This window comes from Siphonobacter aquaeclarae (assembly GCF_900103285.1).
Taxonomy (GTDB): Bacteria; Bacteroidota; Bacteroidia; order Cytophagales; family Spirosomataceae; genus Siphonobacter; species Siphonobacter aquaeclarae.
Genome location: NZ_FNGS01000007.1, coordinates 213,351 through 237,430 on the forward strand (window position 1 = coordinate 213,351; position 24,080 = coordinate 237,430).

At 51.8% G+C, this 24,080-nt stretch carries 18 protein-coding genes; 7 read left to right on the plus strand and 11 right to left on the minus strand.

The genetic code is table 11. The features are described 5' to 3' along the window. Positions 1–2: 2 nt before the first annotated feature. The gene (locus tag BLR09_RS18805; RefSeq protein WP_093205817.1) at positions 3–584 is read left to right on the plus strand and encodes an HD domain-containing protein; all 582 of its coding nucleotides are present in this window, start codon (positions 3–5) and stop codon (positions 582–584) included. A gap of 107 nt (positions 585–691) precedes the next feature. Here BLR09_RS18805 and BLR09_RS18810 read toward each other — a convergent pair whose 3' ends face one another. After that, on the minus strand, positions 692–1,279 hold the full coding sequence (locus tag BLR09_RS18810) for a Crp/Fnr family transcriptional regulator (RefSeq protein ID WP_093205819.1): 588 nt from the start codon (positions 1,277–1,279) through the stop codon (positions 692–694). Between the two features lie 95 nt (positions 1,280–1,374). After that, positions 1,375–2,211 (minus strand): SDR family NAD(P)-dependent oxidoreductase, encoded by an 837-nt coding sequence (locus tag BLR09_RS18815; protein ID WP_093205821.1) that lies wholly within the window; start codon positions 2,209–2,211, stop codon positions 1,375–1,377. Between the two features lie 479 nt (positions 2,212–2,690). On the opposite strand from BLR09_RS18815, the gene BLR09_RS18820 reads away from it, so the two are divergent. From BLR09_RS18820 to BLR09_RS18830, 3 genes are read left to right on the plus strand one after another with little or no spacing between them, the layout of a single operon-like run. Further along, the gene (locus BLR09_RS18820) at positions 2,691–3,083 is read left to right on the plus strand and encodes a PspC domain-containing protein (RefSeq protein ID WP_093205823.1); all 393 of its coding nucleotides are present in this window, start codon (positions 2,691–2,693) and stop codon (positions 3,081–3,083) included. A gap of 31 nt (positions 3,084–3,114) precedes the next feature. Next, positions 3,115–3,390, plus strand: a complete 276-nt coding sequence (locus BLR09_RS18825) for a LiaI-LiaF-like domain-containing protein (RefSeq protein ID WP_093205825.1) — start codon at positions 3,115–3,117, stop codon at positions 3,388–3,390. Positions 3,391–3,435: 45 nt separating this feature from the next. Further along, a complete protein-coding gene (locus tag BLR09_RS18830) occupies positions 3,436–4,425 on the plus strand; it encodes a LiaI-LiaF-like domain-containing protein (RefSeq protein WP_093205827.1) in 990 nt (329 codons plus the stop codon). Between the two features lie 164 nt (positions 4,426–4,589). On the opposite strand, the gene BLR09_RS18835 is transcribed toward BLR09_RS18830, so the two are convergent. Both BLR09_RS18835 and BLR09_RS18840 read right to left on the minus strand, forming a co-directional pair. Then, positions 4,590–6,809, minus strand: coding sequence for a multicopper oxidase domain-containing protein (locus tag BLR09_RS18835; protein ID WP_093205829.1), 2,220 nt, complete (start codon positions 6,807–6,809; stop codon positions 4,590–4,592). A gap of 64 nt (positions 6,810–6,873) precedes the next feature. Continuing rightward, positions 6,874–7,686 (minus strand): DUF3347 domain-containing protein, encoded by an 813-nt coding sequence (locus BLR09_RS18840; protein ID WP_093205831.1) that lies wholly within the window; start codon positions 7,684–7,686, stop codon positions 6,874–6,876. Positions 7,687–7,787: 101 nt separating this feature from the next. Between BLR09_RS18840 and BLR09_RS25350 the strand changes: the two genes are divergently transcribed. Beyond that, positions 7,788–7,982 carry a hypothetical protein gene (locus tag BLR09_RS25350; protein ID WP_143011155.1) on the plus strand — a complete coding sequence of 65 codons (195 nt, stop codon included), beginning with the start codon at positions 7,788–7,790 and terminating at the stop codon, positions 7,980–7,982. 350 nt (positions 7,983–8,332) lie between these two features. Here BLR09_RS25350 and mnmA read toward each other — a convergent pair whose 3' ends face one another. The 3 genes from mnmA to BLR09_RS18860 all read right to left on the minus strand — a co-directional run bounded on the left by mnmA (position 8,333) and on the right by BLR09_RS18860 (position 12,195). After that, positions 8,333–9,430 (minus strand): tRNA 2-thiouridine(34) synthase MnmA, encoded by a 1,098-nt coding sequence (mnmA, locus tag BLR09_RS18850; protein ID WP_093205835.1) that lies wholly within the window; start codon positions 9,428–9,430, stop codon positions 8,333–8,335. Positions 9,431–10,059: 629 nt separating this feature from the next. Continuing rightward, positions 10,060–11,034 (minus strand): HD domain-containing protein, encoded by a 975-nt coding sequence (locus BLR09_RS18855; protein WP_093205837.1) that lies wholly within the window; start codon positions 11,032–11,034, stop codon positions 10,060–10,062. Between the two features lie 309 nt (positions 11,035–11,343). Next, a complete protein-coding gene (locus tag BLR09_RS18860; protein WP_093205839.1) occupies positions 11,344–12,195 on the minus strand; it encodes a helix-turn-helix domain-containing protein in 852 nt (283 codons plus the stop codon). Between the two features lie 309 nt (positions 12,196–12,504). On the opposite strand from BLR09_RS18860, the gene BLR09_RS18865 reads away from it, so the two are divergent. After that, on the plus strand, positions 12,505–13,002 hold the full coding sequence (locus BLR09_RS18865) for a hypothetical protein (protein ID WP_093205841.1): 498 nt from the start codon (positions 12,505–12,507) through the stop codon (positions 13,000–13,002). 67 nt (positions 13,003–13,069) lie between these two features. Here BLR09_RS18865 and BLR09_RS18870 read toward each other — a convergent pair whose 3' ends face one another. The 3 genes from BLR09_RS18870 to BLR09_RS18880 form a co-directional block, all read right to left on the minus strand. Beyond that, positions 13,070–13,462, minus strand: coding sequence for a hypothetical protein (locus BLR09_RS18870; RefSeq protein WP_143011156.1), 393 nt, complete (start codon positions 13,460–13,462; stop codon positions 13,070–13,072). Between the two features lie 76 nt (positions 13,463–13,538). After that, positions 13,539–14,006, minus strand: coding sequence for a YdbT family protein (locus BLR09_RS18875; protein ID WP_143011157.1), 468 nt, complete (start codon positions 14,004–14,006; stop codon positions 13,539–13,541). Positions 14,007–14,391: 385 nt separating this feature from the next. Further along, positions 14,392–15,660, minus strand: coding sequence for a hypothetical protein (locus BLR09_RS18880; protein WP_093205847.1), 1,269 nt, complete (start codon positions 15,658–15,660; stop codon positions 14,392–14,394). A 272-nt stretch (positions 15,661–15,932) separates the two neighbouring features. On the opposite strand from BLR09_RS18880, the gene BLR09_RS18885 reads away from it, so the two are divergent. Next, positions 15,933–18,623, plus strand: coding sequence for a GH116 family glycosyl hydrolase (locus BLR09_RS18885; RefSeq protein WP_093205849.1), 2,691 nt, complete (start codon positions 15,933–15,935; stop codon positions 18,621–18,623). Positions 18,624–18,853: 230 nt separating this feature from the next. On the opposite strand, the gene BLR09_RS18890 is transcribed toward BLR09_RS18885, so the two are convergent. Beyond that, the gene (locus BLR09_RS18890) at positions 18,854–24,049 is read right to left on the minus strand and encodes a hypothetical protein (RefSeq protein ID WP_093205851.1); all 5,196 of its coding nucleotides are present in this window, start codon (positions 24,047–24,049) and stop codon (positions 18,854–18,856) included. Positions 24,050–24,080 lie beyond the last annotated feature (31 nt).

Consider the following 24,080-nt stretch of genomic DNA (forward strand, 5'->3'; position numbering starts at 1 on the left):
CTATGAAAGAATTTGAAATCCAGGCGACGGTCGACGCCCTTTTCGGCCTTTACGAATCCTACGGAGATACCGAGTACATCGGAGAACCGGTCAGCGTGCTGGAGCATTCTGTTCAGTCTGCGCAACTCGCGCACGAAGAAGGATATGACGACGACGTCGTTCTGGCTGCCCTTTTCCATGACATCGGTCACCTGCTGCCCCAACGCCCGTCGGAAGACATGAACGGGTTCGGCCATCGCCGGCATGAGCGGGTAGGAGCGGAGTACTTGCTTAAGAACGGGTTTTCGGATAAGATCGCCCAGCTCGTTCAAAAACACGTCGAGGCAAAGCGGTACCTCTGCTGGAAATTTCCGGAGTATTTTGCCCGGCTCAGCGATGCCAGTCGTGAGACGCTCGCCTTTCAGGGCGGCGTGATGCCCGAACGGGAAGCGAAGGCATTTGAAGCGGGACCGTACTTCCGCCTGAGTATCAAAATGCGGGAATGGGACGAGGCCGCGAAGGAAACTAATAAGCCTATCCCGGATCTGCAATTGTATAAGGAAATGGCCGTGAGCCATTTGAAACGGACGGTCGAGGCAGGGTAATTAATTTCTGTGAAGTCTGTGTTGTCTGTGAGAAAATTAAAATGGCTCACAGACAACACAGACTTCACAGAAAAGAGGAGGCTGTTCCGGTGGGGCAGCCTCCTCTTTTATAACCGTGACTTAAGCCGGCTCAGCGTTTCCTGAGAAATACCGAGGTAAGAAGCGATGTGTTTATTGGAAAACCGCTTGACCAGCGCCGGGTTTGTCCGCAGCAGCCAGCGGTAGCGGTCGGCGGCATCCAGGCAGAGAAATGTCTCGATGCGCCGCGTATTGACGATATATGCCGTTTCGATGATATACCGGTAGACCATGTCCCAGCCGGGTACGGTATCATAGAGGTGGTAAAAGTCATCTCTTCCGATCATCAGGAGCTCGGAAGGCTCGATTACCTGGGCGGTTTCGAGGGATCCTTCCTGCGTGAGGAAGCTCTGGAGGCCGGTTCCGAAGCTGTTTTCAAGGGCGAAGTACCGGGTCGCTTCCGATCCGTCGGGTTGCGTATAGAACAACCGTATACATCCTTTGCTGACGAAATAGAAATGACGGCAGATTTCCCCCGCGGGTAGCAACACTTCGTTTTTGGGAGCGACTTTCACCCGGAAATGGTTGAAAATCAACGAAAGCGTTTCGTCCGGAAAGGGATATCTGAGCAGGAGGTAGTCTTTTAAACTCGTAAAAGGATCGGTCGGATCGATCATGGCACAAAACGGAACAAACCCCCGGTATGCATGCCCGCGGGGAAATTCTGGGCCAATATAGGGGAGAAAGCCCGGAAATGATTGTCAGCCGGCGATCACGCCGGCAGGATGGCGGCGACGGCTTCCCCGCTTTTTTTCCAGAGAAGTTCTGCCTGCCCGTCCGAAAAACCGCTGTTGAGTACGCGGGCGGGCCGCGACCGCACAAAATACCAGCCGGAAAAACGGCTCAACAGATCGGCAGGAGCGGAGGAGAGATACAGGCCGGTCTGAGCGGCCTTTTCGGGGGTAATCATCAGGAAGGACATACTCCGCATCATCAGCCGCCAGAAGGGACCGAGTTTTCCGGCAAAAGCAGTATTAACAAAGCCGGGATGAAAAGAGAAGGCGAGAATGCGGCGGTCGGCATACCGGCGCGCGAGCTCCCGGGCAAAGAGCATATTGGCGAGCTTGCCGTCGGCATAGGCTCCCCAGACCCAGCGTCGCGTTTTCCCGAAAAACCGCCGGGCATTTCCGAGTATATGGGCGTCTGAAGCCACCTGGATTACCCGCCCGTCGCCACTGGCTTCGAGCAGATCGAGCAGGCCGGTCGTCAGAACAAAGTGCCCGAGGTGGTTGGTCACAAAGCTCTTTTCATACCCATAGACCGTTTCATACCGGGCCGGCGCGTAGCCGGCGTTGTTGAAAAGGCGGTCGAGGCGTTTATACCGGTTGCGGATAACAGTGACAGCAGCGCGGACAGAAGCCAGGTCAGCGAGATCGGCAGGAATGACGTCCGTCTGTACGGCGGGAAACAATGCTGCCAGCTCTCCGGCGAGTGCCCGGCCTTTTGCGGGGTCACGGACGAGGAGAAGGAGATTGTACCCTTCTCCGGCCAGGGCGAAAGCCAGGGCGCGGCCGACGCCCGACGTCGGGCCGGTAATCAGTGCATTCATACCTGCAAGAAGGCAAATAAAAAAGATAAGCCTCCGGGAGAGGAGGCTTATTTCAGACGGAGTTGGATAGAGCAGCTCGTAGCTTATCTTACCGGATACCGATCATCTTTTCCCGGTCGGATCACGAACGGAAGGGCTATGCCGATGACCAGCAAGACAATAGCCAAAACGGACATTCCTGTTTCCATGGCTTTTATTTCACAAGCGATTTGCGTTGAAGGCTGAAGGTTGACTATGCAAAGTTGCCAGGTTGGGTAGTGTTTCTTTTACGTAGAAATACGTAATTTCAGAATCGGGTGAATTTCCCCTTCATCCCCGTGTTTTCCCCGATGGTACTGGGTAATGCAAAGTTCTATCCATAAAATAGTCCGCTGATCCATCCTGCCTGCCATTAGGCCAGAATGGCTTCTCCGGACGGCAAACGGCCCCCACATTTGAATCATCAAGGCAGCCGCAAGGCGCCATAAACATAGAAAGCCATGAACCGCTTAGAACGTATTCCCTCGCAAAAGATGATAGGTGGCGTTGCCGCCGGTATAGCTTCCTACCTCAACACCGACACCGCCCTGATCCGGGTTGTATTCGTATTGGGGGCCTTTTTTACCCATGCGCCGTTTATCCTGGCCTATATCATTCTCTGGATCGCCCTGCCGAAGCGGCAGGATGGAATCGAGACCGTCGTATCCGGTGTACCGTCACCACGCCGGGACAACAGCAAGGCATGGGGTATCGTGGCCATTCTTTTTGGGTCCATTTTCCTGCTCGATGAATTCACCTGGTGGTTCACCTGGCACAAACTGTGGCCCGCACTGTTTATAATCGCCGGTCTCGGACTGATTTTCCGGGACCAGATCCGGGAGAAGATCGCCTGATCCCGCTTCAAACACCCAAGACCAAACCAACATGAAACCTTCCAACGTGATCATCGGGGCAGCGTTTATCGTTTTCGGCCTCATCAAATTGGGCGAGGAGCTGGACCTGTTTTATTTCGACTGGCACTGGATACGCCGTATGTGGCCTATCGGGCTGATCGCTCTCGGTATCTGGCTTCTCGGCCGAAAACGCGAGGACCCGCCGAACAACGACTACAACCAATCGGGCACCGGATACAGCAATCCGGCACCGCCCGAGGGGCCGTTTCCCGAAGATCCGCGGTCAGCAGAGCATCCCGCCGAATAATCTGTCTTGAAACCAATCGGTACGTACTCGGTACCACCACAAACCATGAATACGAAGAATCTGTTTTTAGGAGGTTTTCTGGTCCTGCTGGGATTCCTTTTCCTGGGCCGGAATATGGGCTGGTTCGATTTCCACTTCGGAGAAATCTTCCGCTACTGGCCGCTGCTGTTCGTTGTGCTGGGGATCAATTTCATCTGGGGAAAATCGAACCGCAACGTGACCGTCGTTACCCTTATTCTTCTCGCCATCGCCATCCCGTTTTTCATCGCCACGAAAGTCCGGGACCGTATCCGCGATAATGCACCCGGCGTATTCCGCTATGACGGGGACAACGATGATGACGATTTCGACATCCATATTGGTGACGACGATGACGAAGACAACAGTGACGAGGAAGCAGATCGCGGAGGCGGCAAGCAATACCTCGCCGAACCGATGGCCGACAGCATCCGGACGGCTTCTTTCCGGCTCGAAGGCGGCGCTGCCGAGTTTACCATGGGCACGTCAGACAAACAACTGGCCGAGGCCGACGGCAACCTGGACTTCGGTAACCTCAACCTGAAGACGGTTTCCGGCAACGGAGGCAATCAGGTGACGCTCAGTATGAAAGGACATGGAAAGTGGAAGTGGCACAAGGAAAGCAGCCACAACGACGTGGCGGTTCGCCTTAACCCGCGCCCGATCTGGGACCTCGACATGAAAGTAGGAGCCGGGAAGGTAGATTTTGACCTCTCTCCGTTCCAGATCCGGAAGATTAAACTGGAAACCGGCGCGGCGGAGATGGATCTCAAACTCGGAGACCGTTCGGATAACCTGGAGGTAGATGTAGATGCAGGTGTCGCCAGCGTCGAAATCAAGGTCCCGCAATCAGTAGGCTGCCGCATCGAAACACACGGCGCCCTTACCGATAAAAACTTCCAGGGCTTTACCCGCATCGGGGACGCCTATGAAACCCCGGGCTATTCTTCTGCCAAAAAGAAAATCAACATCCGTTTCGACGGAGGAATTGCGGAGTGGAAAGTGGAGCGGTATTGAGGGGGAGGCTGGCATATTTGTCAGCCTCTTTTTGTTTTCAGTTTTCGGTTTTCAGTTTTCAGTTTGCGGGGCCAACGTCTTCGTTTGTGGCGCAAACTGAAAACTGAAAACAGAAAACTGAAAACTGAAACCCTGCAACCAGGCCTCAGCCCGGTTGCAGGGTTTCAATAGTTCACCATCAGCCCAAATCCCAAACCCATATCACTGTCATAGTGAACCGAAACGCCGGTATTTCTTGAAAGAATGTACCTCAGGCCGGCCATGTATTCCCGATCGGTATTCACCATGAGATTCATGCGCATTCGCGGGGAAACCGGTATGTCCTGGCGTTCGAGCTGAAACCGGACATTTCCGTTCGTAAATACTTCGGCCTGAGCCGTAAAAAGCATGGGCAGTACATAGTTGACACCGACGCTCAGCAACGAACGATTATCTTTTGTGTTCCGCTGACCGAAGAGGTTTTTCTCCTCCACATCCATACCCATTCTCCGGTATCGCCAGTCAAACCCGATGAAGGGCATGAGCCACTGCATTTTTCCGAGGTATCGGCCGATATGCGTTTCCGTTTCGTATCCATGCCCGTCGTTATAACCCAGGCGCCATTCCGTGCCTATACTCCAGCGGGTATTTTGCACCATTGCCTGGCCGTCGTTTCCGTTGGTAGCAAAATCGTTCTCAGCCATCAGGTGAAACTGCCTGTCGTCGGCAAAGAGCCTGCGCCGGGCCAGTTTCGGACGCGGTATTTCCGGATTCGGCGGTGAGTTTTCATAGGAAAAAACGCCGCCCATTCCGCTCATCATGTGGTAGAGAATGTGACAGTGGAAAAACCAGTCGCCGCTTTCCGTGGCGGCAAATTCCAGTGTATCTGTTTCCATCGGCATGATGTCCAGGACATTCTTCAGCGGCGCATGTTTTCCCTTCCCGTTCAGCACCCGGAAATCATGACCATGCAGGTGCATCGGGTGCCGCATCATCGAATTATTATAGAGAATGAGGCGTACCTTTTCACCTTTACGAATGAGGAATTTATCCCGTTCGGAGACGACCTTATTATCCATGCTCCACACGTATCGGTTCATGTTTCCGGTCAGGACGAAGCGGAACTCTTTCACCGGTGCATCCTGCGGCAGCGACGTATTTTCCGTCGCTTTCAGCATAGCATAATTGAGTGTGGTAATGGATGCCGGCGTATGCCCTGCGTGACCATCGTGTGCTCCGGATTCTTTCCCCGGCGAACGTTGAGACCCCGTTATTTCAGGATACATAACAGCATTCATGTCCATCTGATTGAGGCTCATGTTCATGCCCATGGCGTCGAGGTCGCCGTTCATTTTCATCATGCCGTTCATCATCTTCATTCCCTCAAAATAATTCAACCGGGGCAGGGGAGATGCCAATTGACGAATCCCTTCTCCAAGAAAGAGTGAAGCAGAACGGGTCCGGTCTTCGGACGTTGCCAGAAACTCGTAGGAAACAGGAGATTGACCGTCCGTGACCGGCGGAATTGTAACGATCACATCGTAGGTTTCGGAGACGGCAATAATCAGCCGGTCCACTTCCACGGGTTCCACGTCATTCCCGTCACTGGCTACTACGGTCATTTTTCCGCCGGCATATTTGAGCCAGAAATAGGTAGAAGCGCCACCGTTTGAAATCCGGAGACGGACTTTTTCACCGGGTTTAAAATGGGAAAGCTGGCTTTCATTTTTTCCGTTGATCAGCAGCCGGTCGTAGTAAATATCGCTGACGTCCATCGCATTCATCCGCTTCCACTCGTTGCGTAGTTTCGTTCCGGTGTACCCTTGCCGGATGGCTTCCCAATAGCTTTGCGTGGCTCCTTTGCGGATGGCAAACCAGTCAGAGGCGTTATGCAGCATCCGATGGACCGTTCCGGGACGGAGGTCGGTCCATTCACTCAGAATAACCGGTACTGTTGGTATTTCGGGTTCCTGCTTTTTATTCAGAACCATAGAACCATACATACCGATCTGTTCCTGCAAGCCGGTATGGCTGTGATACCAGTGCGTACCATTCTGAATAATGGGGAACCGGTACAGGTGAGTGGTTCCGGCTTTAATCGGCATTTGGGTGAGATTCGGAACGCCGTCATACCGATTGGGCAGAAACAACCCATGCCAGTGAAGGGACGTCTCCTCGCGGAGCTCATTGTGTACGTAAATCTCAGCGGTATCTCCCTCGGTAAACGTGAGCGTAGGCATGGGTATCTGCCCGTTGACGGCAATGGCCCGCCGGTTTTTTCCGGTGAAATGAACCACGGTATCCCGTACATGCAGGTCATACCGGACGATCTTCTGGGCAAGCCCGTCTGAGGCAAAAAAAAAGCAGCAAATCCCGAAAAAAATCGAGGTTTTGACAAAATTCATATGGCTTGAAGAAGAGAAAAAAATGCCCCGAATGCCGTGATTCAAATGCATTCGGGACGTAAGGCTATTGAATGGTCTCGGTGGTTTTACCGCAGGTCAGCATTTGTGAGCCATAATACGGGTTTCGGATGGCAGATTCGAGGCTTAACCAATTTGCCCCTTTACCCTGATTAGCCATCGGACAATGCTGATAGTAAACCGGTTGGGTTGGTTTACGGGTTTTGGCAAGGGTATACAGGTCGTCCGAAAGTGACGCAAAGTGATCACGCTGGTGACCGACATCCTGGGTTTCCGAGATATGCTCGGCATCGAAGGCCACGTCTTTGGAAATCTTCATCCAGACTTCGTGTGAGGCATGGCTCAGCTCATTCATATTGACCGCTTTTACAGCCTTTGACAACGTGGCAGCCTGGGCTGCTGCGGCCTTTGCATCTGCAGCGATCAGGGCATTTTTGAGAGCGAAATAGGCGTCAAATACGGGTGTCAGCGGATCTACGGCCGGTGCATTGGGAATGGCCGGCGACGCAACCGGCGCCGGCTTGACCAGGCGCGGATACCGGCAGTCCGTCAGTTTTGCATACGCATCGTCCGGGGCGAGATAACGGGCATTGTCATAGCCGGCCAGCGCAATTTTCCGCAGGATAACGTCGAGCGTAGTTTTCCGGCTGTCGTATGAAATCAGGGCGGTACCGGTTGCAGCATCCCAGGTAGCTTCGGCAGTGTTTCGCATATAGGCGGCCGATTCGATTCCCGCTTTACAGGCTTCGGCGGAACCCGCCACCCGGACCTTTTCGGTTACTTTATTTGAGATAGCGGCGTGTAAATACAGGCCGGACAACAGCAGCAAAGCTGTCAGGAAAATGCGTGTCAGTTTCATAAGAAAGGACGTATTGCCGTGAAATTCTATGTCAGAGGAAAAATCAGTAAGCCGCTGCCTTTGCCAGGCTGCGGAACGCAGGATTGTGATCAAAACCGGATATGAATCAGCCGTTTATTTTCGGTGGAATCCAGGGAATACGCGGAAAAGAACGGGGATTGGTTTGCCGGAAAAACCAGTTGGAAAACGGGCGCCCGACGGCCCAGTCAGGAAAGGAAATAGTCGTGAAGCAGGCAGGCGCCCCCGTGGCGCGGGGACAGAAACACGGGCAATTCGCCCGGTCACACGTACCGTAGTGATGCGGTAACGCTGAATGATCGTTTCGGCGGAGGAACGTTTGTTCCGGCTGCGGGCTGCGCTCATGCGCCGGCACAGGATCATCGGCCGGACAGGCATCCGCCCCAGCCGCCAACAGCAACAGAAATAACAGGCGAAGCAAATTTTTCATGCCGTGAAAGAATTCTCACCGGCTGCAAAATTCCTGGCTCCGGGCCATTCAACCACTACATAATTATGGAACTGACTTGCATAATTATGGCGCGTGGCCTGTTTTCAGTTTTGGGTTTTCAGTTTTCAGACGAACAACTTCATTCGGAGCGCCAACCGAAAACCGAAAACTGAAAACCGAAAACAGGCGAAAGCCTCCTTATTTCACTGCCTTCAAAATCCATCCGCCGCCGATCACATCGTCGCCTTCGTAAAAGACTGCCGCCTGTCCCGGTGCTACACCCGTAACAGGCTCATGGAAGGTAGCTTCGATTTTGTCGCCGGTTTGGGAAATAACAGCCGGTGTGCCCTCGTGCTTGTAACGTACTTTGGTGACGGTTTCGAGGGGCTCGGGGATGGAAGCGTACTTCTGGAGATTCAATTGTCCGACCACCATTCCGGTACGTTCGAGGTCGCGGTCGCGGCCCAGTACCACTTCATTGGTATCTTTCCGGATTTCGGTGACAAAAGCGGGGTACCCAAGGGCAATGCCCAGGCCTTTCCGCTGTCCGATGGTATAAAAAGGGTATCCTTCGTGCGTGCCGAGTACTTTTCCTTCGTGGTCGATGAAGTTACCGCCGGCTACTTCCGCTTCGAGCGTAGGGATACGGCGTTTGAGAAAGCCGCGGTAATCGTTGTCCGGAACAAAACAGATTTCATAGCTTTCTGCCTTGCTGGCGAGTTCGAAGAATCCGCGTTCCTTCGCCATTTCCCGGATTTCGGACTTGCGGAAATTCCCCAGCGGCAGTTGGGTACGGCCGAGGCTTTCCTGCGAAACACCCCAGAGTACATAGCTCTGATCTTTCCAGGCATCGAGGCCTTTAGAGACCACGTGGCGCCCGTTTTCTTCCCGCAGGTTGGCATAGTGGCCGGTAGCGATGAATTCGCAGTCGAGCTTGTCGGCGCGCCGCAACAGGGCATCCCACTTGATATGCGTATTGCAGAGCACGCAGGGATTCGGCGTGCGACCTTCCAGGTATTCGTTGGTAAAATGATCGATGACATAATCCCCGAACTCATTCCGGATATCGAGGATATAATGGGGGAAACCCAGCTGTACGGCGACGTTGCGCGCGTCGTTGATGCTGTCAAGGCTGCAGCAGCCGGTTTCCTTTTTGGTACCCCCGGAACTGGCATAGTCCCAGGTTTTCATCGTCATGCCGATGACTTCGTAACCTTGTTCGTGGAGAAGGACGGCGGCCAGTGAAGAATCAATGCCGCCGCTCATGGCGACGAGAATACGTCCGTGTTTGCTCATGTGAATCAGCCAGGGTTCAAGGCCCTGCGATTAGTAATGTGATCTGAATTGATTTCTTTGAAAATCAGTTGGTTATATCCGAAAATCAACCGAAATCGCAACTTGCTGTATTGGTATTTTGGGTAGAATCCCAGGGTACTGCCAGGACTAACCCTCTTTCAGAAGGAAAGATTCCGGGGCAAAGGTACGGCTTTACCCTGCTATCTCAATGACGTTTGCTCTTTCGCTCTTCGGGATGTTCCGCAGGGCATCCCGAAGTTCAGATAACTCAGATTTAAATCTGAAAAAACGTTGCTTCCAACTATTTTCCACATACCCCTTCGACGCGTGATTGTAAGACCAGGATAACGTCTTTCAATAGCGCAATTTTCGGACGACTATAAGAGCAGCTCTGAGAGTGTGTCACTTAACCGAGAGGTAGAATACCTCTTTTATCTGGCTTCGAGAAGCCCTGCGGAACATCCCGAAGAGCCGGTTCTATTGGCAAGGAAGGGGGTCTTACCCTCAATTTTTAGAGGAAGCATTAGGTGGCGACCAGACCTGGTAAACCCAAGGATAAGACACCTGTCGAAGACCATGCTTGATTCGACCGATTTTTGCTTACCCGACTACTTTCTGTCCCGAACATTCTATTCACGCTGAAAAGCAAAAGGCCTCTGCCTCTTTTCCAGATACACTTCTCTACGCTGCCAATAAGCCGCATCCAAAGCGGAAAGCGGCGCCAGATGGCCATCTATTAAAACAAAAGGATCAACAGTCCGGATTTTGGGTGTGACGACAAAAAGGGGATTTTCAGCCGCTTCTACAAAATGGGCAGTCGAAGACAGTCCGGCTATTTGATCTTTTAATATGGAATCTTGGGAAGCCATTAATTTATCCCACAATTCGTTGTCAGTCCCCCACACATCAATTTCTTGTATCGCGTGCACTTCCAGGGCTCGTCGAATCGCGCTCGCTGTTAGCTGGTATAAACCAATCGCTTGCAAACTCGACCAGCTTTGTTCGTCCGCTTGGATATACGCTTCTGCCAGCAACCGGGCGGCGGCAAGGTTATTGACAACAATTTGTTTTTCCCAGATCACCAGATGCGAAAGCATATAGGTTACCATTTCATGGGTTATTATCTCCAAAGCAAGGCTATCCCGAAAAAAATAATCCAAACGGTCAGCACACAGCGATGGCGCAGGCCTCTCCAGGATCGGATAAACCGAATCGTCCAGAAAATCGCGCCAGTCATATCCGTAGCGAGCCAATGTTTGGGGGATATCTGATTGCCTCAGGTAAGTTTCCTTCATGATTTCATGAAAACTCTCCCCGGTCGGTGTGCTGAAAACATGATCAGTTACATGCGAAAAAGCAGTGTGGCTGACATCGTGGAGCAACGCAGCAATCTGTTCAGTCAGCGGTGCTTTGAAGTGGCGGGCCAACAGCATGGCGCCTACTGAATGTTCAAAACGGGTAATGGGCCTTGTAATGCCCAAAAAGGCAGTAATACCGTGTTGCAGAACGCCTTTGAGCCGCTGCATGGCGGCGGTGTTTATAAGCTCAATCAAAACCGGCTCATCAATGTCGGCGTGACCGTAGACGAAATCTTGATAGTTCATGGAATTTGAATATGGGTAACCTGGGTGATCTTGCAAAGATAGAGCAACAAACCAGCCATATTGCCTTAGTCCGAGTAAAGCTTTAAAAACTCAGCCCAGATCTCTCTCTTCGGGATCTTCCGCAAGGCATCCCGAAATTCAAATAGCCGAAATTTAAATCGGAAAAAATTCGCTCCCGACAATTCCCCGTATGCCGTTTAGAAAAGCGATTGTGAGTGTGACACATTAAGGTCGGATACTTCTATTATTTGAGCTGCAATATGCGCTGCGCAATATCCCGAAGAGCGGCCGGGAAGGTACTTGCACTCCCTATTCTTTATTTTTTAGTTCTGCGCGATAGTTTGTAGGTGTAGTATTAAACCTGTCCCGAAAACTCCTGGTAAAACTAGCTAAATCGTTAAATCCGCAATCAAAGGCAACGTCAGCAATACGCTCGTCGGAAATGGCGAGAAGCTCGGCCGCTTTATCGAGTCTTTTAGCCCTGATGTAGCCGGCGGGAGACTCATTATAAAGTTTTTTGAACTCTCTTTTAAAAGTGGAAATACTCAGATTGGTTTTTCGAGCTAACTCATCGAGGGTGACCGGTGAAAACAAATTAGCCTCAATTATTTGTTTGAAGGTGTATGATTTTGGTGAAAAAAGCTGAGAAAGAATAAACTGTATTGCTTCCGAGTTTTGAGTTTGAGACAATAAAAGAATAATTTCCTTTAACTTTAAAATCAGAATCTCATCATTCATCAACGACGGATTTTCAAAATAGAAAAGCAACCCCTCTATGTATTTGAGAATGAGGAAGTCATTCTTTATTTTTTCACTTGATTGATTAGAGACAAAAACGCTGTTTTGAAAGATAAGAGGCAGCTCTCTTTCGTATATTTTTTTGAGTATATCGGGATGAAAAGTAACAATTACGAGCTCGCTGATACTGTCTTTTAACTCACTGATTTGTTTTCCTGAGTCGATACAATGCAGTAGTAATGCATGGCTGACTGGAACATCGAGACGGATGCTGTTGGACTGAAATTGTACTCCCCCCTTCAATACATAAATAAAGCACGCATGCTCCGCTACAGGGAAAATAAATTCGAAGGGCGGTTCAATGGTGACCTTTTGAATAAATTGCTTTCCAAACAGGTCAAATTTCTTATAGTCAAGGACCATTTGCTTGATTATTACAGATCGAAATCTCTCCTGTTATTGGTTCCCCGTTTCGAATTTATAGTTCGTGTTATTCCTTTATCCGCGCCTGTACCGGTGTTGCTCGGACTGAAAGCCGTTGCACAACGAGCTACGTATTTAAATAGTTCAGGTGTAGATATATGCTTCCCGTGACCGAATCGCCGTTGTGTCGCTCCGGCTGCCGAATGAGCTAAATTAACAAGAAAATGGCCTGATTTGCAAAGGTGTTGGTTTTTTGACTTGGTAATTTTGTCGTGTCAAAGATGACTATCAAATCAAACGCCAAAAATAATGGGACTGTCAGGCTTAGGTATTTTTCATACTGCAATAGGTGTTATTGCAATCGTAAGCGCGATTGTAAGTTTCGCGAAAAGAGGAAAGATTGATCTGAATGTGACAAGCGGAAAAGTCTATTTTTACCTGACGATTATTACTTCACTAACAGCGCTGGGTTTATCCAAAAAGGGCGGGTTTAATCCGGGCCATGTGTTTGCTCTTTTTATTGTTATTGTGGTATTGTGTTCCTATTTTCTTCATACCAAAAGGAAAGGGAACAATAAGTCGAGGTTTTTTGAAAACTTTCTTCTTTCCTTTAGCTTTTTTCTATCACTGATTCCTACTGTGAATGAAACGTTTACCCGGGTCCCTGTCGGACACCCCCTGGCCAAAGCGCCGACAGATCCGATTATCGGACAGACACTGCTTGCGCTTTTGGCTTTGTTTGTAATAGGAACTGTTTTTCAGATTATTAAGCAGAGAAAGGAAAATAGTGCTTCGAAAATGGCTTGAGGAGCGAATTTTTTCCGAATAGACGCTCTTCGAGATACCCTGTTGGATATTCCGAAGAGCATCTTATTTATAAATTACCGTTCAGCTGCTGCGCAATTGCCGGAGCGATTTGCTCATAATACAACGCCGTTCTTTTTTCATTGGTCAGGAAGGGGCTTACCTGATAGGATACTCCATACGGGTTCGTTTTTGCTACTATTGCCATATAAGGCTTTCCGTTTAATATATTTTGGACTATTTGTATATCCTTTTTGGATAATATTTCGTGCTTGAAACAGCCACTGAAACTCATATAAAGCACGCCGTCACCGGAAATATGTATCTGCTTATTCGTATTGAAAAACGTATATAGTATCCCCGGTAGTATCAAAGAAATGCTGATCGCGAGCGGAAGTTGCCAGTAATCCTGATAACAGGCCGCCAGAAAGGCGCTCAGACATAGAAATAAAAAGCCAATCATGAGTATATAAATTACCTGCCTGGTATGGCAGTAATTGGGAGTCAGGATTAATTCAGATCCTTCCCATCGTATGGTTTTATCTGTCATTTATTTTCAGTAACTGTTCGGTTTCAAGCAAAAATTGCTCGTTCTTTTTGGTATTCATGATATTCTGACACAGAGTAAGATGGCTCGTTCCATTTTCCTGATTGATAGCAACTGTAGCTGTGGAAATCAGAACCAGGCCGTAAATTCTGTTGTGTATCGAAAGGCCCTGAATGTCGGAAAGGGAGACGGTCCTGGTGGGAGCAAAAAGACTGGATTTTTGTACAAGAGTGTTGTTGTTAAGATCAATCGTAACAGAATTAAACATCCGATTGATGAAGACAAGCCCAAAAAACACAGCAATGACGACAGTTATATATCCCTCAACCCCGGGTGCCTTAATGAAAAACCACGCCGCAATAGAGAAAAGAATCAATGCAGTAGCTATAAATTGTAATCGCTGGTCTTTTCTTCGGTAGCAGTTTTGGCTTGATTCCTGATAGAACTGTAAATTATTCATGTCGAACATTTGAATGATTTGGAAGAAACACAAAGTTCGGAGGAAAAGCCTGGTGGCTCAAGAAGGGAGGTACTACAGAGCGACTACCGAATAGAAATTGAGGAGTTACAAAACGACTACAGTATCTATAACTGATTGATTATTAGTGAAATAAGTGATGTGGATTTGATGCCATATGATGGCTGTGGCAACTGGCTGTTTTTGTCTGATATCTACGACAATAGTTGCCAATCTGCTGAATCAGAAAGGAATAAAATATACTAACTGAAAGCCGTTTCGCCGCGTTTGCTAAATATTCTGAAAATTGAATAAGCACAACAGAGGCAGGATATTGTATATGATGGAGGCTTCAGTATGTTTCGAAGAATATTCTAAAAAAACAGGCCTATTTCAACATTTCTCTTAACCTGCCAAAGTCGTAATTCTTCAGAAAGTTTTCGAAAAACCGCTCCGAAAACCCGCGTGTCGGTTCATACCGGAGCTGTACCCGCATAAACACGGGTTTGACAGGCTGCTGGGCGTTGAGACTGAAGTATTCGGGGTTGAACTGATACAATGGTGTATTTTTGACCTCGCCGTCATAAAATCGTTCAAAATCAAGCAGACCGTTAGCCGGCTTGTTATAGTCGTTGGGCCTGAGGTCGCGAACGGGAGCAACGACTGCCTGCTTTTGCAGCCATTCGGCCGGTTGAGAAGACAATAGCCGGCTTACCTTTTCCTTTTTGTCCTCATAGATTTTGCGGTAGGCTTCCTTGTCAACTTCGTAAATAGCTAACCGTTTGCGGGCTTCCGGACTGTTACTCCTCGAATCATCCCGAATTTTCCAGGTCATCACCTGAGCGAAATTGACTTTTTCAATTTCATAAAACTCGAGCAGCGCCTCCAGGTAGGCTTTGCGGGTGATAGGCAGAAAGAGCGGCTTGTCCGGCCGGGTTACGTACCAGACCCGGGTAAGCAACTGGTAGCTCTTCGGATCATTGCTCGTCCGCCCGTCTTCGGTATAACCGGTTCCGGTGTTGATTTTGTCGAAATTTTCCTTGTTTCCGCCCAGTTGATCCTGGGACACAAAAAGCGTGATCTGACTACCGGCGTGAGTAGCCAGCCAGCCGGAGTTTAGTTTGTCATAGGTAGCGTCAGCCGGAATGTCATAGCGGACACTTTTGTCCGAGAGGTAAAAATCGCCGGATCGGCTATAAAAATTCCGGTCTGACATCGGGGGATTGACATCCACACGCAGGACGGACCGGTACTCGCCAACCGTTTTCACGACGTGCTCCCGTACGTGGCAAACGTTCTGATAGAGTGAAAGCTGGTAACCGTAGGAAGCGTGAAAGTAGTTGCCGAAGAATCCCTTCGAAAGCGTGCTGAAATGACTTCGCGCGACACAACCGGCCAACTGAAAGTCCTTTCGCGAGGCTTCCTCCAGCTTTTCAAGTGCAATCAGCTGCTTGGTCATCGCGGCTTTGTCCGCCGCCGGATAAGAGCCGAGACTGATGGGGTATTTCGGTTGTGTATGATCGTAATAATGACCGGGTAGCCGGTCGGCATCCGCATCGTCAGTGCAGGGAACCGCCGCTTCGGCAGCCGGTTTATTCTGGGCAAACGCGCTGCCGCATGCACCACACACAAACGCGAGCAGAAGGTATTTTTTCATTGGAGGACAGAAATGAGGCCGAATGCCGGGCCGATGCTGAAACAGAGAAGGTTAAGGGTAACAAGCGGTAGCCGAAAGATACAATCCGGCAGAGAAACCAGGGCAACATGCCATCGATTCGTCGGCCTGAAAACGGAGAAATTTAGTTACCGGCCCCCTGACGAAACAAATACTTCATTTTCGCTCCGATCGCAGGGTATTCAGCGGATGCCGCGGGTATGATCCGACGGCCCGGGTTCTTTAACTTACCGGACCGAATACCTCAAAAACCTATGTCTACTTCCAGACGTCTTTTTCTGAAAAACGGGAGCCTTTTCCTGTCTGCCGTCGCGCTTTCCGGCCGTTCGGCATGGGCAGTACCGCCGATGGCTTTTCCCCGGCATAATATCCCGGCCGACAAAAAACTAAATCCTGCCTGGGTAAAATCGCTGTACGACCGCGGTAAGCCGACGACCTACCTCAAGTCCCGCCGGGAGCTTGCCTACCTGGGTATGCCCGTGGGCGGGTTGCATGCAGGGACAGTTTACCTGGGTGGCGACGGGCGTTTGTGGCTCTGGGGGATTTACAACCAATCGGAAGAAGGAAAGTGCGAAGGAATCGATCCGAAAACCGTCCGTTGGGACGACGGGCAGGAAGTCCGAAGTATCCGCTCACGGGACGGCTCAGCCTACGTCGAACCCGCCATTGCCAACAACAAACGGACGCTTGAGCAGGGATTTGCTGTCCGTGTTCGTTCCGGCAAACAATCCCGGATCAAAGAACTCAACGAAGCCGACTGGAAAGAGGTGGCTTTTGAAGCCGGTTATCCTGTGGCAACGGTCCGCTATACCGATCCGGATTTTCCGGTCGAAGTAACGCTGAAAGCCTACAGCCCGTTTATTCCGCTGGATGCGGATAACTCTTCCTATCCGGCAAGTATTCTGCGGATATCGGTTCAAAACCGGGGAAAGGAGGAGGTGGCGGTCGACCTGCTCGGCTGGATGGAAAACGGCGCGAGCAAGTTGTCGGCCAAACCGGGTAATGGCGAAAAGCGGAACACCGTATTCCGGTCCGACGGGCTGACGGGTATATTCTCCGACTATTTCACCGAAAAAAATGAAGTCAAAACAGCAGCTGATTTCGGTTCTACCGCGTTTGGAATCCGAAACAAAGACGCAAAAGTACTCGCTTCGCTGACGCCGTGGCCGGTGACAGACAGCCATTTCGAAGGGAAGGAAGACGTGCCGGTCGACGGAAAACTGGTCGGTGGCCTCACCATCAGCCGCCGTCTGGCACCCGGCAAGCGCCTGAACGAAGATTTCATCATCGGCTGGCATTTTAATCAACCGAAGACCAGTTTGAAGAACCTGGTATCCGATGCCAATGCCGGTTATTACTACGGAACCCGTTTCGCTGACGCCCGCGCGGTGTTGACGGCGCTGTCCCGGGATTTCGAAAAGCTCTCTTCCCTGACCGAACGCTGGGCCGAAACCTGGACGGATTCTACGTTGCCGCACTGGTTTCTGGAGCGGACGTTTGTGAATATCGGTACCCTGGCGACGGCCAACACCTATCGCTTTGCCAGTGGCCGCTTCTGGGCCTGGGAGGGGGTAGGGGCCTGTGCCGGAACCTGTACGCATGTCTGGCAATATGCGCAGGCGATGGCGCGGATTTTTCCGGAACTCGAACGCGGGCTGCGCCAGCACGTGGACCTGGGCGTGGGTTTCCGACCGGACTCCGGCGCGATTATTTTCCGGGCGGAAAACGAAAGCCGGCCCGCTATAGATGGGCAGGCCGGCACTGTGCTGCGTTGTTACCGGGAGCATCAGGTATCTGCCGACAGCCGGTTTCTGTCCGGTAACTGGCCCGCTATCAAAAAGGCTGTCTCGTTTGTGCTGGCGCAGGACAAAAACGGAGACGGTATGGTCGATACGCCTATGGAAAATACCCTCGACGCAATCTGGGAGGGTGAAATTGCGTGGATTGTCGGCCTTTGTATCGCGGCGGTCCGCGCCGGTCAGGCGATGGCGGAGGAAATGCAGGATACAGCTTTTGCCGCAGTTTGCGCACGCTTTGTGCAGGACGGGCAACGGAATATGGGGGAGAAGCTCTTCAATGGCGAGTACTTCATTCACCGTCCGGATGCGGCAGCCGGCCGGAGTAAACTCGGTTCGTACAATACCTGCCACATCGATCAGGTATTCGGGCAAAGCTGGGCGTTTCAGGTGGGGCTACCCCGGGTGCTTGACCGGCAGAAAAGCCTCCAGGCATTGCGGGCGTTGTGGAAATACAATTTTGCGCCGGACGTAGGCCCCTATATCAAGACCCACGTAGGCGGCAGACCCTATGCCCTGGCTGGTGAGAGCGGGATGATCATGAACACGAACCCCGCCAATGAACCCAAGCCCTACGGCGAGAATGTTACCTGGCAACTGGGGTATTTTCATGAATGCATGAGCGGCTTCGAACACCAGGTAGCCGCACACCTGATGGCAGAAGGAATGACAGACGAAGCCCTCGTCCTGACGCGGGCGATCCATGACCGGTATCATGCTGCCAAACGTAATCCGTATAATGAAATCGAATGCAGCGATCACTATGCCCGGGCGATGGCCAGCTATGGGACTTTTCTGATGGCCTGCGGGTTTGAGTACCACGGTCCGAAAGGGTATCTGGCCCTCGATCCCAAAATCCATCCTGAAAAATTCCGGGCGCCTTTTACAGCAGCGGAAGGGTGGGGGACTTTCTCCCAGCAGCGGGACGGAAAAGTGCAGCGGGCGGAGGTTATAGTGCGCTATGGAAAGCTCCGGCTGAACGAATTGGTCTTGTCTTTTTCAGGATCACCCGTGGAAGTAGTACTGGAAGAAGACGGAAAGCGTCTCCCGCTCCGTATCCGGCACACACGTGACGGGGAGCGGCTGAAAGTAGTATTCGACGGAGGAATAACGATAGAGGAGGGGGCGACGCTGCGTCTTCACTGCTAGAAAATGGCCGAAACAGGTAATCGTGCAGTACGTTTAATCTGAAAATAGTCCACCACACAGAAATACCCAACTGTCCATTTCAGGAAAGCGGCTGATCCATTGTCGTGAAATAGTGTACCCGCTCTTCGAGGCGTTCCGCAGGGCATCTCGAAGAGCGGGGATTTGTGTTTTCGCCATACAAAAAAGGCTGGCGCCAATGACACCAGCCTTTCTGACTTTCCTTTCAACTATTATCTCACGATTACTTTCACGACGATTGGCTTGAGAAGGCCTGCATTTTTCAGCGTGAGCAGGTAGGTGCCTGCCGGTTGCGAATCGAGACGGAAGGCAAACGTATTGAGTCCTTTCTTCAGCTCAGCAGACAGACGATCCACAGCACGGCCGTTGGCATCCGTCACGATCAAATCAGCCGCAGACGGAAGCGCCTCGTCTCCATATTCCACGGAGGCTTTCAGCGTACGGTCGCTCACCGGGTTAGGGGATACCCGCATCAGAATGCCCTTATACCCATCGAGCTGAACGGAACGGGTCTGACTGTAGGCAAATTTGCCGTCAAGATCAACCTGCTTGAGCCGGTAATAATGGATGGACTCGGCAGACAGACCGGTATGCGTGAAGGCATAGGTATGTTTCACCTGTGTCGTTCCGTTTCCGCTTACGGTGCCGACCGTTTCGAAGTCACGGGCATTGACGGAGTGCTGTACTTCAAAGAACGCATTGTTCAACTCAGAGGCTGTGACCCATTCCAGCTTCGCGCTATTGCCGTCGGCTTTGGCCGTGAAGGCAGCAAACGACACCGGCAGCGGGATGTTGCAGGTATACGGCAGCGATGGCGCCGGAGAGCATGAGCAGGCGATCTCGACGACGGCTACAAGCGGGCAGATGTTGCCGACATAGGACGAAGTAACGGAGTAAGGCAGTATCTGTGAAGCCGAATTAGCGAGTGTGAGCGTCTGCGAACCGATAAGCACGTCGCCGGCTGAATAAGCGCCGTTGCCGTCTGCATCCTTATACAGTTTGAGCACGCCGTTTTGGGCTACATAGGTTGACGAGCCGTTGTTGATCGTCACCGTTCCGGAAACCGTCGTTTCAGAGGTTTTTGTCGCTGTCAGCGCCGCTACGGAATAGTCAGGTTTGTTGACCTGAATCGTTGACGTTTCATTTTCAGAGACAATCTGTTTGGTCGTACAGACAGTGCCGTCGAGGCTGCAGGTTGCCTGGAAAGCGAGCAACGCTGTTTCCTTGATCGGATCCGAAACGCCGCAGGACAGAGCAGAGGCATTCGGAGCGGTCAGGGGTTCGGTAAACTCCACATAAGCACCTGATCCCATACCGGAAGCAATGTTGAAAGCATATACTTTGTTTCCGGCCGCATTGGTCGTAACACCCTGGTACGTAACGCCGGTGTAGCTGCCGGATCCGAACGACAGAGACGACGGCGACGCCATTTCCCACGGAGCCGGTACCTCAATCTCAAAGCTGTAGACAATGGCAGTCGCCGCGTTGTTGTTGACCATCTTGTAATGGTAGTTGGTCGAAACGGCAGACGTGCCGCAGGCCGTTACCAGCTGCACATCGGATGTAATGGTAAAGGTGTTGTAGGTATCCGGCGCTTCGGTGAGCCTGATGGGATTGCTCTGCTTGTTGTCGCCGAGTTTGGTCGTGCCGCACTGATCCACGCCGGAAGGGCGGAACCGGAGACTGGAGCCGGAGACAAACTCACACGCAGTCGTCCGGACCTGGAACTTGATGGAATACTTCTCCAGCTGAGCCAGGGTATCGATATTGGCGGTCGGGATGGAGAACGTAATCGAGGTCGGAGACACGCTTACATTCGCATCTGACACAGCCACATAGGAAGCGGAACCGGGGACTTTCACCTGGAACGAACCGGGCTGATATGCCACCCCGCCGCTGGAAGGCAGGGAGGCGATGACCTTAAGGGTGGTGCCGGCGCCCTGGGAGGGATTGAGTACCTCGATTTCGTAGTCGACCGGATCACAGAGATTGTATTTTTGATTGGCTCCGGGCTGATTGAGAACCGTTAGCTGAAGGCTGAGTGGCTGGGCCTGCGCCGTCAGGTCAAAGGAGTTCTTGCACAATGCCACGCCGACGTTGGACGGGTAGGCATGGCAGGCGTATCCATAAGCAAGAGTCAGCGTCGTGGTGGTACAACTGGTGAGGGTACCTGTTACCCGGTAATACTTTGTCGTTCCGTTTCCGGCAAGATCCCCGAGCTGGTAAATGCCGCCTGCGGTAGGGCTGATAACTGTTCCGGAAGCCGCCGTCTCGGAGGCCAGTTCCTGCACAGAAGTGATTGTCAGACCTGATCCTGCCTGTTTGGCGAGCCAGGTATTGGGCAGGGTTGTGCCGATAATGGTGCCGGCGTTTCCGTTTTTCACCGCCACTACCCAGGAAACCGTATTCCCTGTGGTCGTGACCGAGGCCTGAGAACTGCTCATCTGAATAACGCCCGGTGTGTAAACCGCCGTCCGATTGACGTTGAAGGTGGTCCAGTTAGCCGGTAAGGTGATGGAAGAAGACGGTGCTTTGTCCTGCGTGTAGGTTGCCGTAATAGTCGAGTTTCCGGCGGGCGTATTGCAATCAACGGCGAAGGTGACGTTTATCCAGGTATTGATGGCTTCGTCTCCCCATTTGATTGCGCCGCTGGTGAAGAGTGCGTCCAGGTTAAATACCAGCGGATTGGCATTCGGATCTACCGGAGAGACCGGCACATTGCTTGCATTGGATCCATAGGCGATGTAAGTGGCAGCCGCAGAAGAGAATGTGTATCCGGCCGGGACCGTCACTGACACGGTTTTGGGATAGGATAGTCTTCGGACCTCATACGGGAAAAAGTTGCTGAGATTCCGCTGAAATACACCGAATTCCATGATGTAGCCAGGGGAAACTGTAACGCTCCCGCAGACATTGGCCTGCGCTAGATCAAAGGAGCTAAAGCGGATGGCATAGTCGAACAGTTGAAAGCTACCGCCAAAGCTGTCGCAGTAATACATATCCGTGTCGTTTGTCGGATCAGCGACATTGCTGGCGTACATGGCATTGGTGACGCTGATGGCGGTGTTGCCGCCTGCCGCCGGTGCGCCGCCGGTAACCACGTAAAAGGTTTTCACCACGATGCTGTCACCTGTGGCGAATGCCGTATAGGAAGCCGGCACGCCATGCGCATGAAGCTGGTCGACGCTGATGTCGGCCGAACCGGTTCCGGACGCATAGGTCATCGGAATCGAACTGGTTGTCGAATAGGTCGGGGTCGTACTGCCGGCGGCAAAAATCTGAACGCTGGCATACAGCGCGTTGAAGTCACCGGTCCGCGTCGAGAAGGTGTTTTTCACGTATGCATGCGTCAGGGTAGGCAGCGTATTCGGAGCAGTGGCCGGAACGAACTTGCCATATTGTACGGCCACCAGGGTATCGCCCTGCATGACGTAATCGGTGCGGATTTTGCTCAAATCCAGGGAACCGTCCGGTATTCCGTTGTTGTCGGAGTCCGGCAGTCCATACGAAACTCGCTGGATACTGAAATTCTTGAAGGCGAGTCCGCCTCTGGGGCAAGGGGAGCAGTGGGTACCGATGGGTGAGGTCAGGCAACCGATGTTGAGTTCACAGCCGCAGGTGGGTTGCGCGGCATAGATCTGTATTCCGACGGATGTATTCCCTGTCACACCGACGCACGTCGCTGCCAGGTCGTTGATCTGGAACTGCGATCCGTTTAGCATGGAGAGACTTCCTGTGACATTGAACGTTGCAGTGAGTACATTTCCGGCAACCGAGAAAGAAGCGGGGGAGAGCGTCGTGCCGTTGGCAAGTAAAATACCGGTTTGCGCTGCTGTGGGAGCTACCGTTCCGGCAGGCAGGGTGACGACAACTTTAAACGTTCCGTTGTTATACGTTGCGTCCGGACCCGATATGCCGATGTCCCATTTGAAGTCATAGGTTTGTCCGTCAACAATGTCCGATGGAAGGTTATGTCCTAACAGTGTAGATACTCCGTCACCAATTGCGCGGAGCTTGAAAGGATCCGTGCTGTATGAACTGTTACAGGCATCCTTATAATTGAACTGAACCACGTTGTTGGGATACATCAATCCCCGGCTCAGGCAATAGGAAGGGCAGCAGGTTACTTCGGTATACCGGATGTAAATGACAGCACCAGGCGCAAGATCCGGGAGCGTTGCCTGTGTATAAATGGGCGCTGTGGTGAGGCAGTTTTGTGTGACGCTGCCCGATGCAAAGACATTTCCGGTAGTAGCCAGAGGTGTCCAGGCGCCGGAAGTTCCCCCGACCTGATATTCCAGATTTTTGAAACCCGACTGGAATTCAATTGCGCCGCTGGCATTGTATCCCATCGTCGTACCACCTGCTGTGTTGGAAACCAGGGTGACCTTCAGGTTTTGTGCGGTACCGGCGCCGGTGTTTTTGTAGGAGAAAAGCTGAAGCTGATCTGTCCCGCGGCATTTAGGAGAGACGACGGTACGGCTGTTGAACGTGATGACCGGCTTGCTTGCCGTTACAGACGCTCCGGCCGTTTGTGTTCCGTTTACGTTGCTCTGTGTACATTTTGCAGTACAGCCAAACCAGGCATCATACGCGGTGGTGAGGCTTCCGGAGCAGGAGGTGATCTGAACGTTTTCGCGGATGACAATAGACTGATTCTGCTGCAGCGTGACACCGGCAACCGTATACGTTTGGTTGGGCGCTGTGCCGGAGACCGTCACGGCGGTGGATCCCGAGCCGGTTGTGGAAACGACCGTTGGCGAGGTAATGGTCAGTCCCGCCGAGTTATTGCTCGTCAGGTTGATACCTGTGATACTGCCATAGCCTGTATTGGTGATGGTGATGTCACGCGTGTAGGTATCCCCCGCTGTACCGGAATAGTTCTGATTCGTGACGCTGTTGATCACCAGCTTCGCATTGTCGAAGTTGACCGCACCGCTGGAACCCGTGATGTTGGAGGCGAGCGCCGGTGTTCCGGTGCCGCTTCTCAGTGTGTAGCTGACAAAGCCCGACCCGGTGGATCCGATCACGGCGCAGGTGGCTGCGGCCCGATAGCTGATTTCCACCGACCCGGAAGCCGGAATATTGACAGTAAGGTCATAGATATTGGCATTGGAGCCGACCTGCGTATCCGTGATGACGCCGGCACCTCCGGAGACATAGGCTGCCGAACCGTCGGTATAAGCATAACCGGTGGGTAGAGTTATGCGGAGCGTTGCGCCCGTCACCGCCGTACCTCCTGAGTTGATTTTCACCCGAAACTCCGCATCACTTCCACAAACCTGGAGCGGAGTAGCAGGAGCGCCATAGCTGGGCTCAAATGTCTGGGCGTAAGAGGAGAAGGATAAGAATAGCAGGAATGTCCAGTAACTTCTCAGGAGCCACGTAAACATATAATTCGTTTTCATGATTACAGTTGATAGTTGAAAATGGAATAAT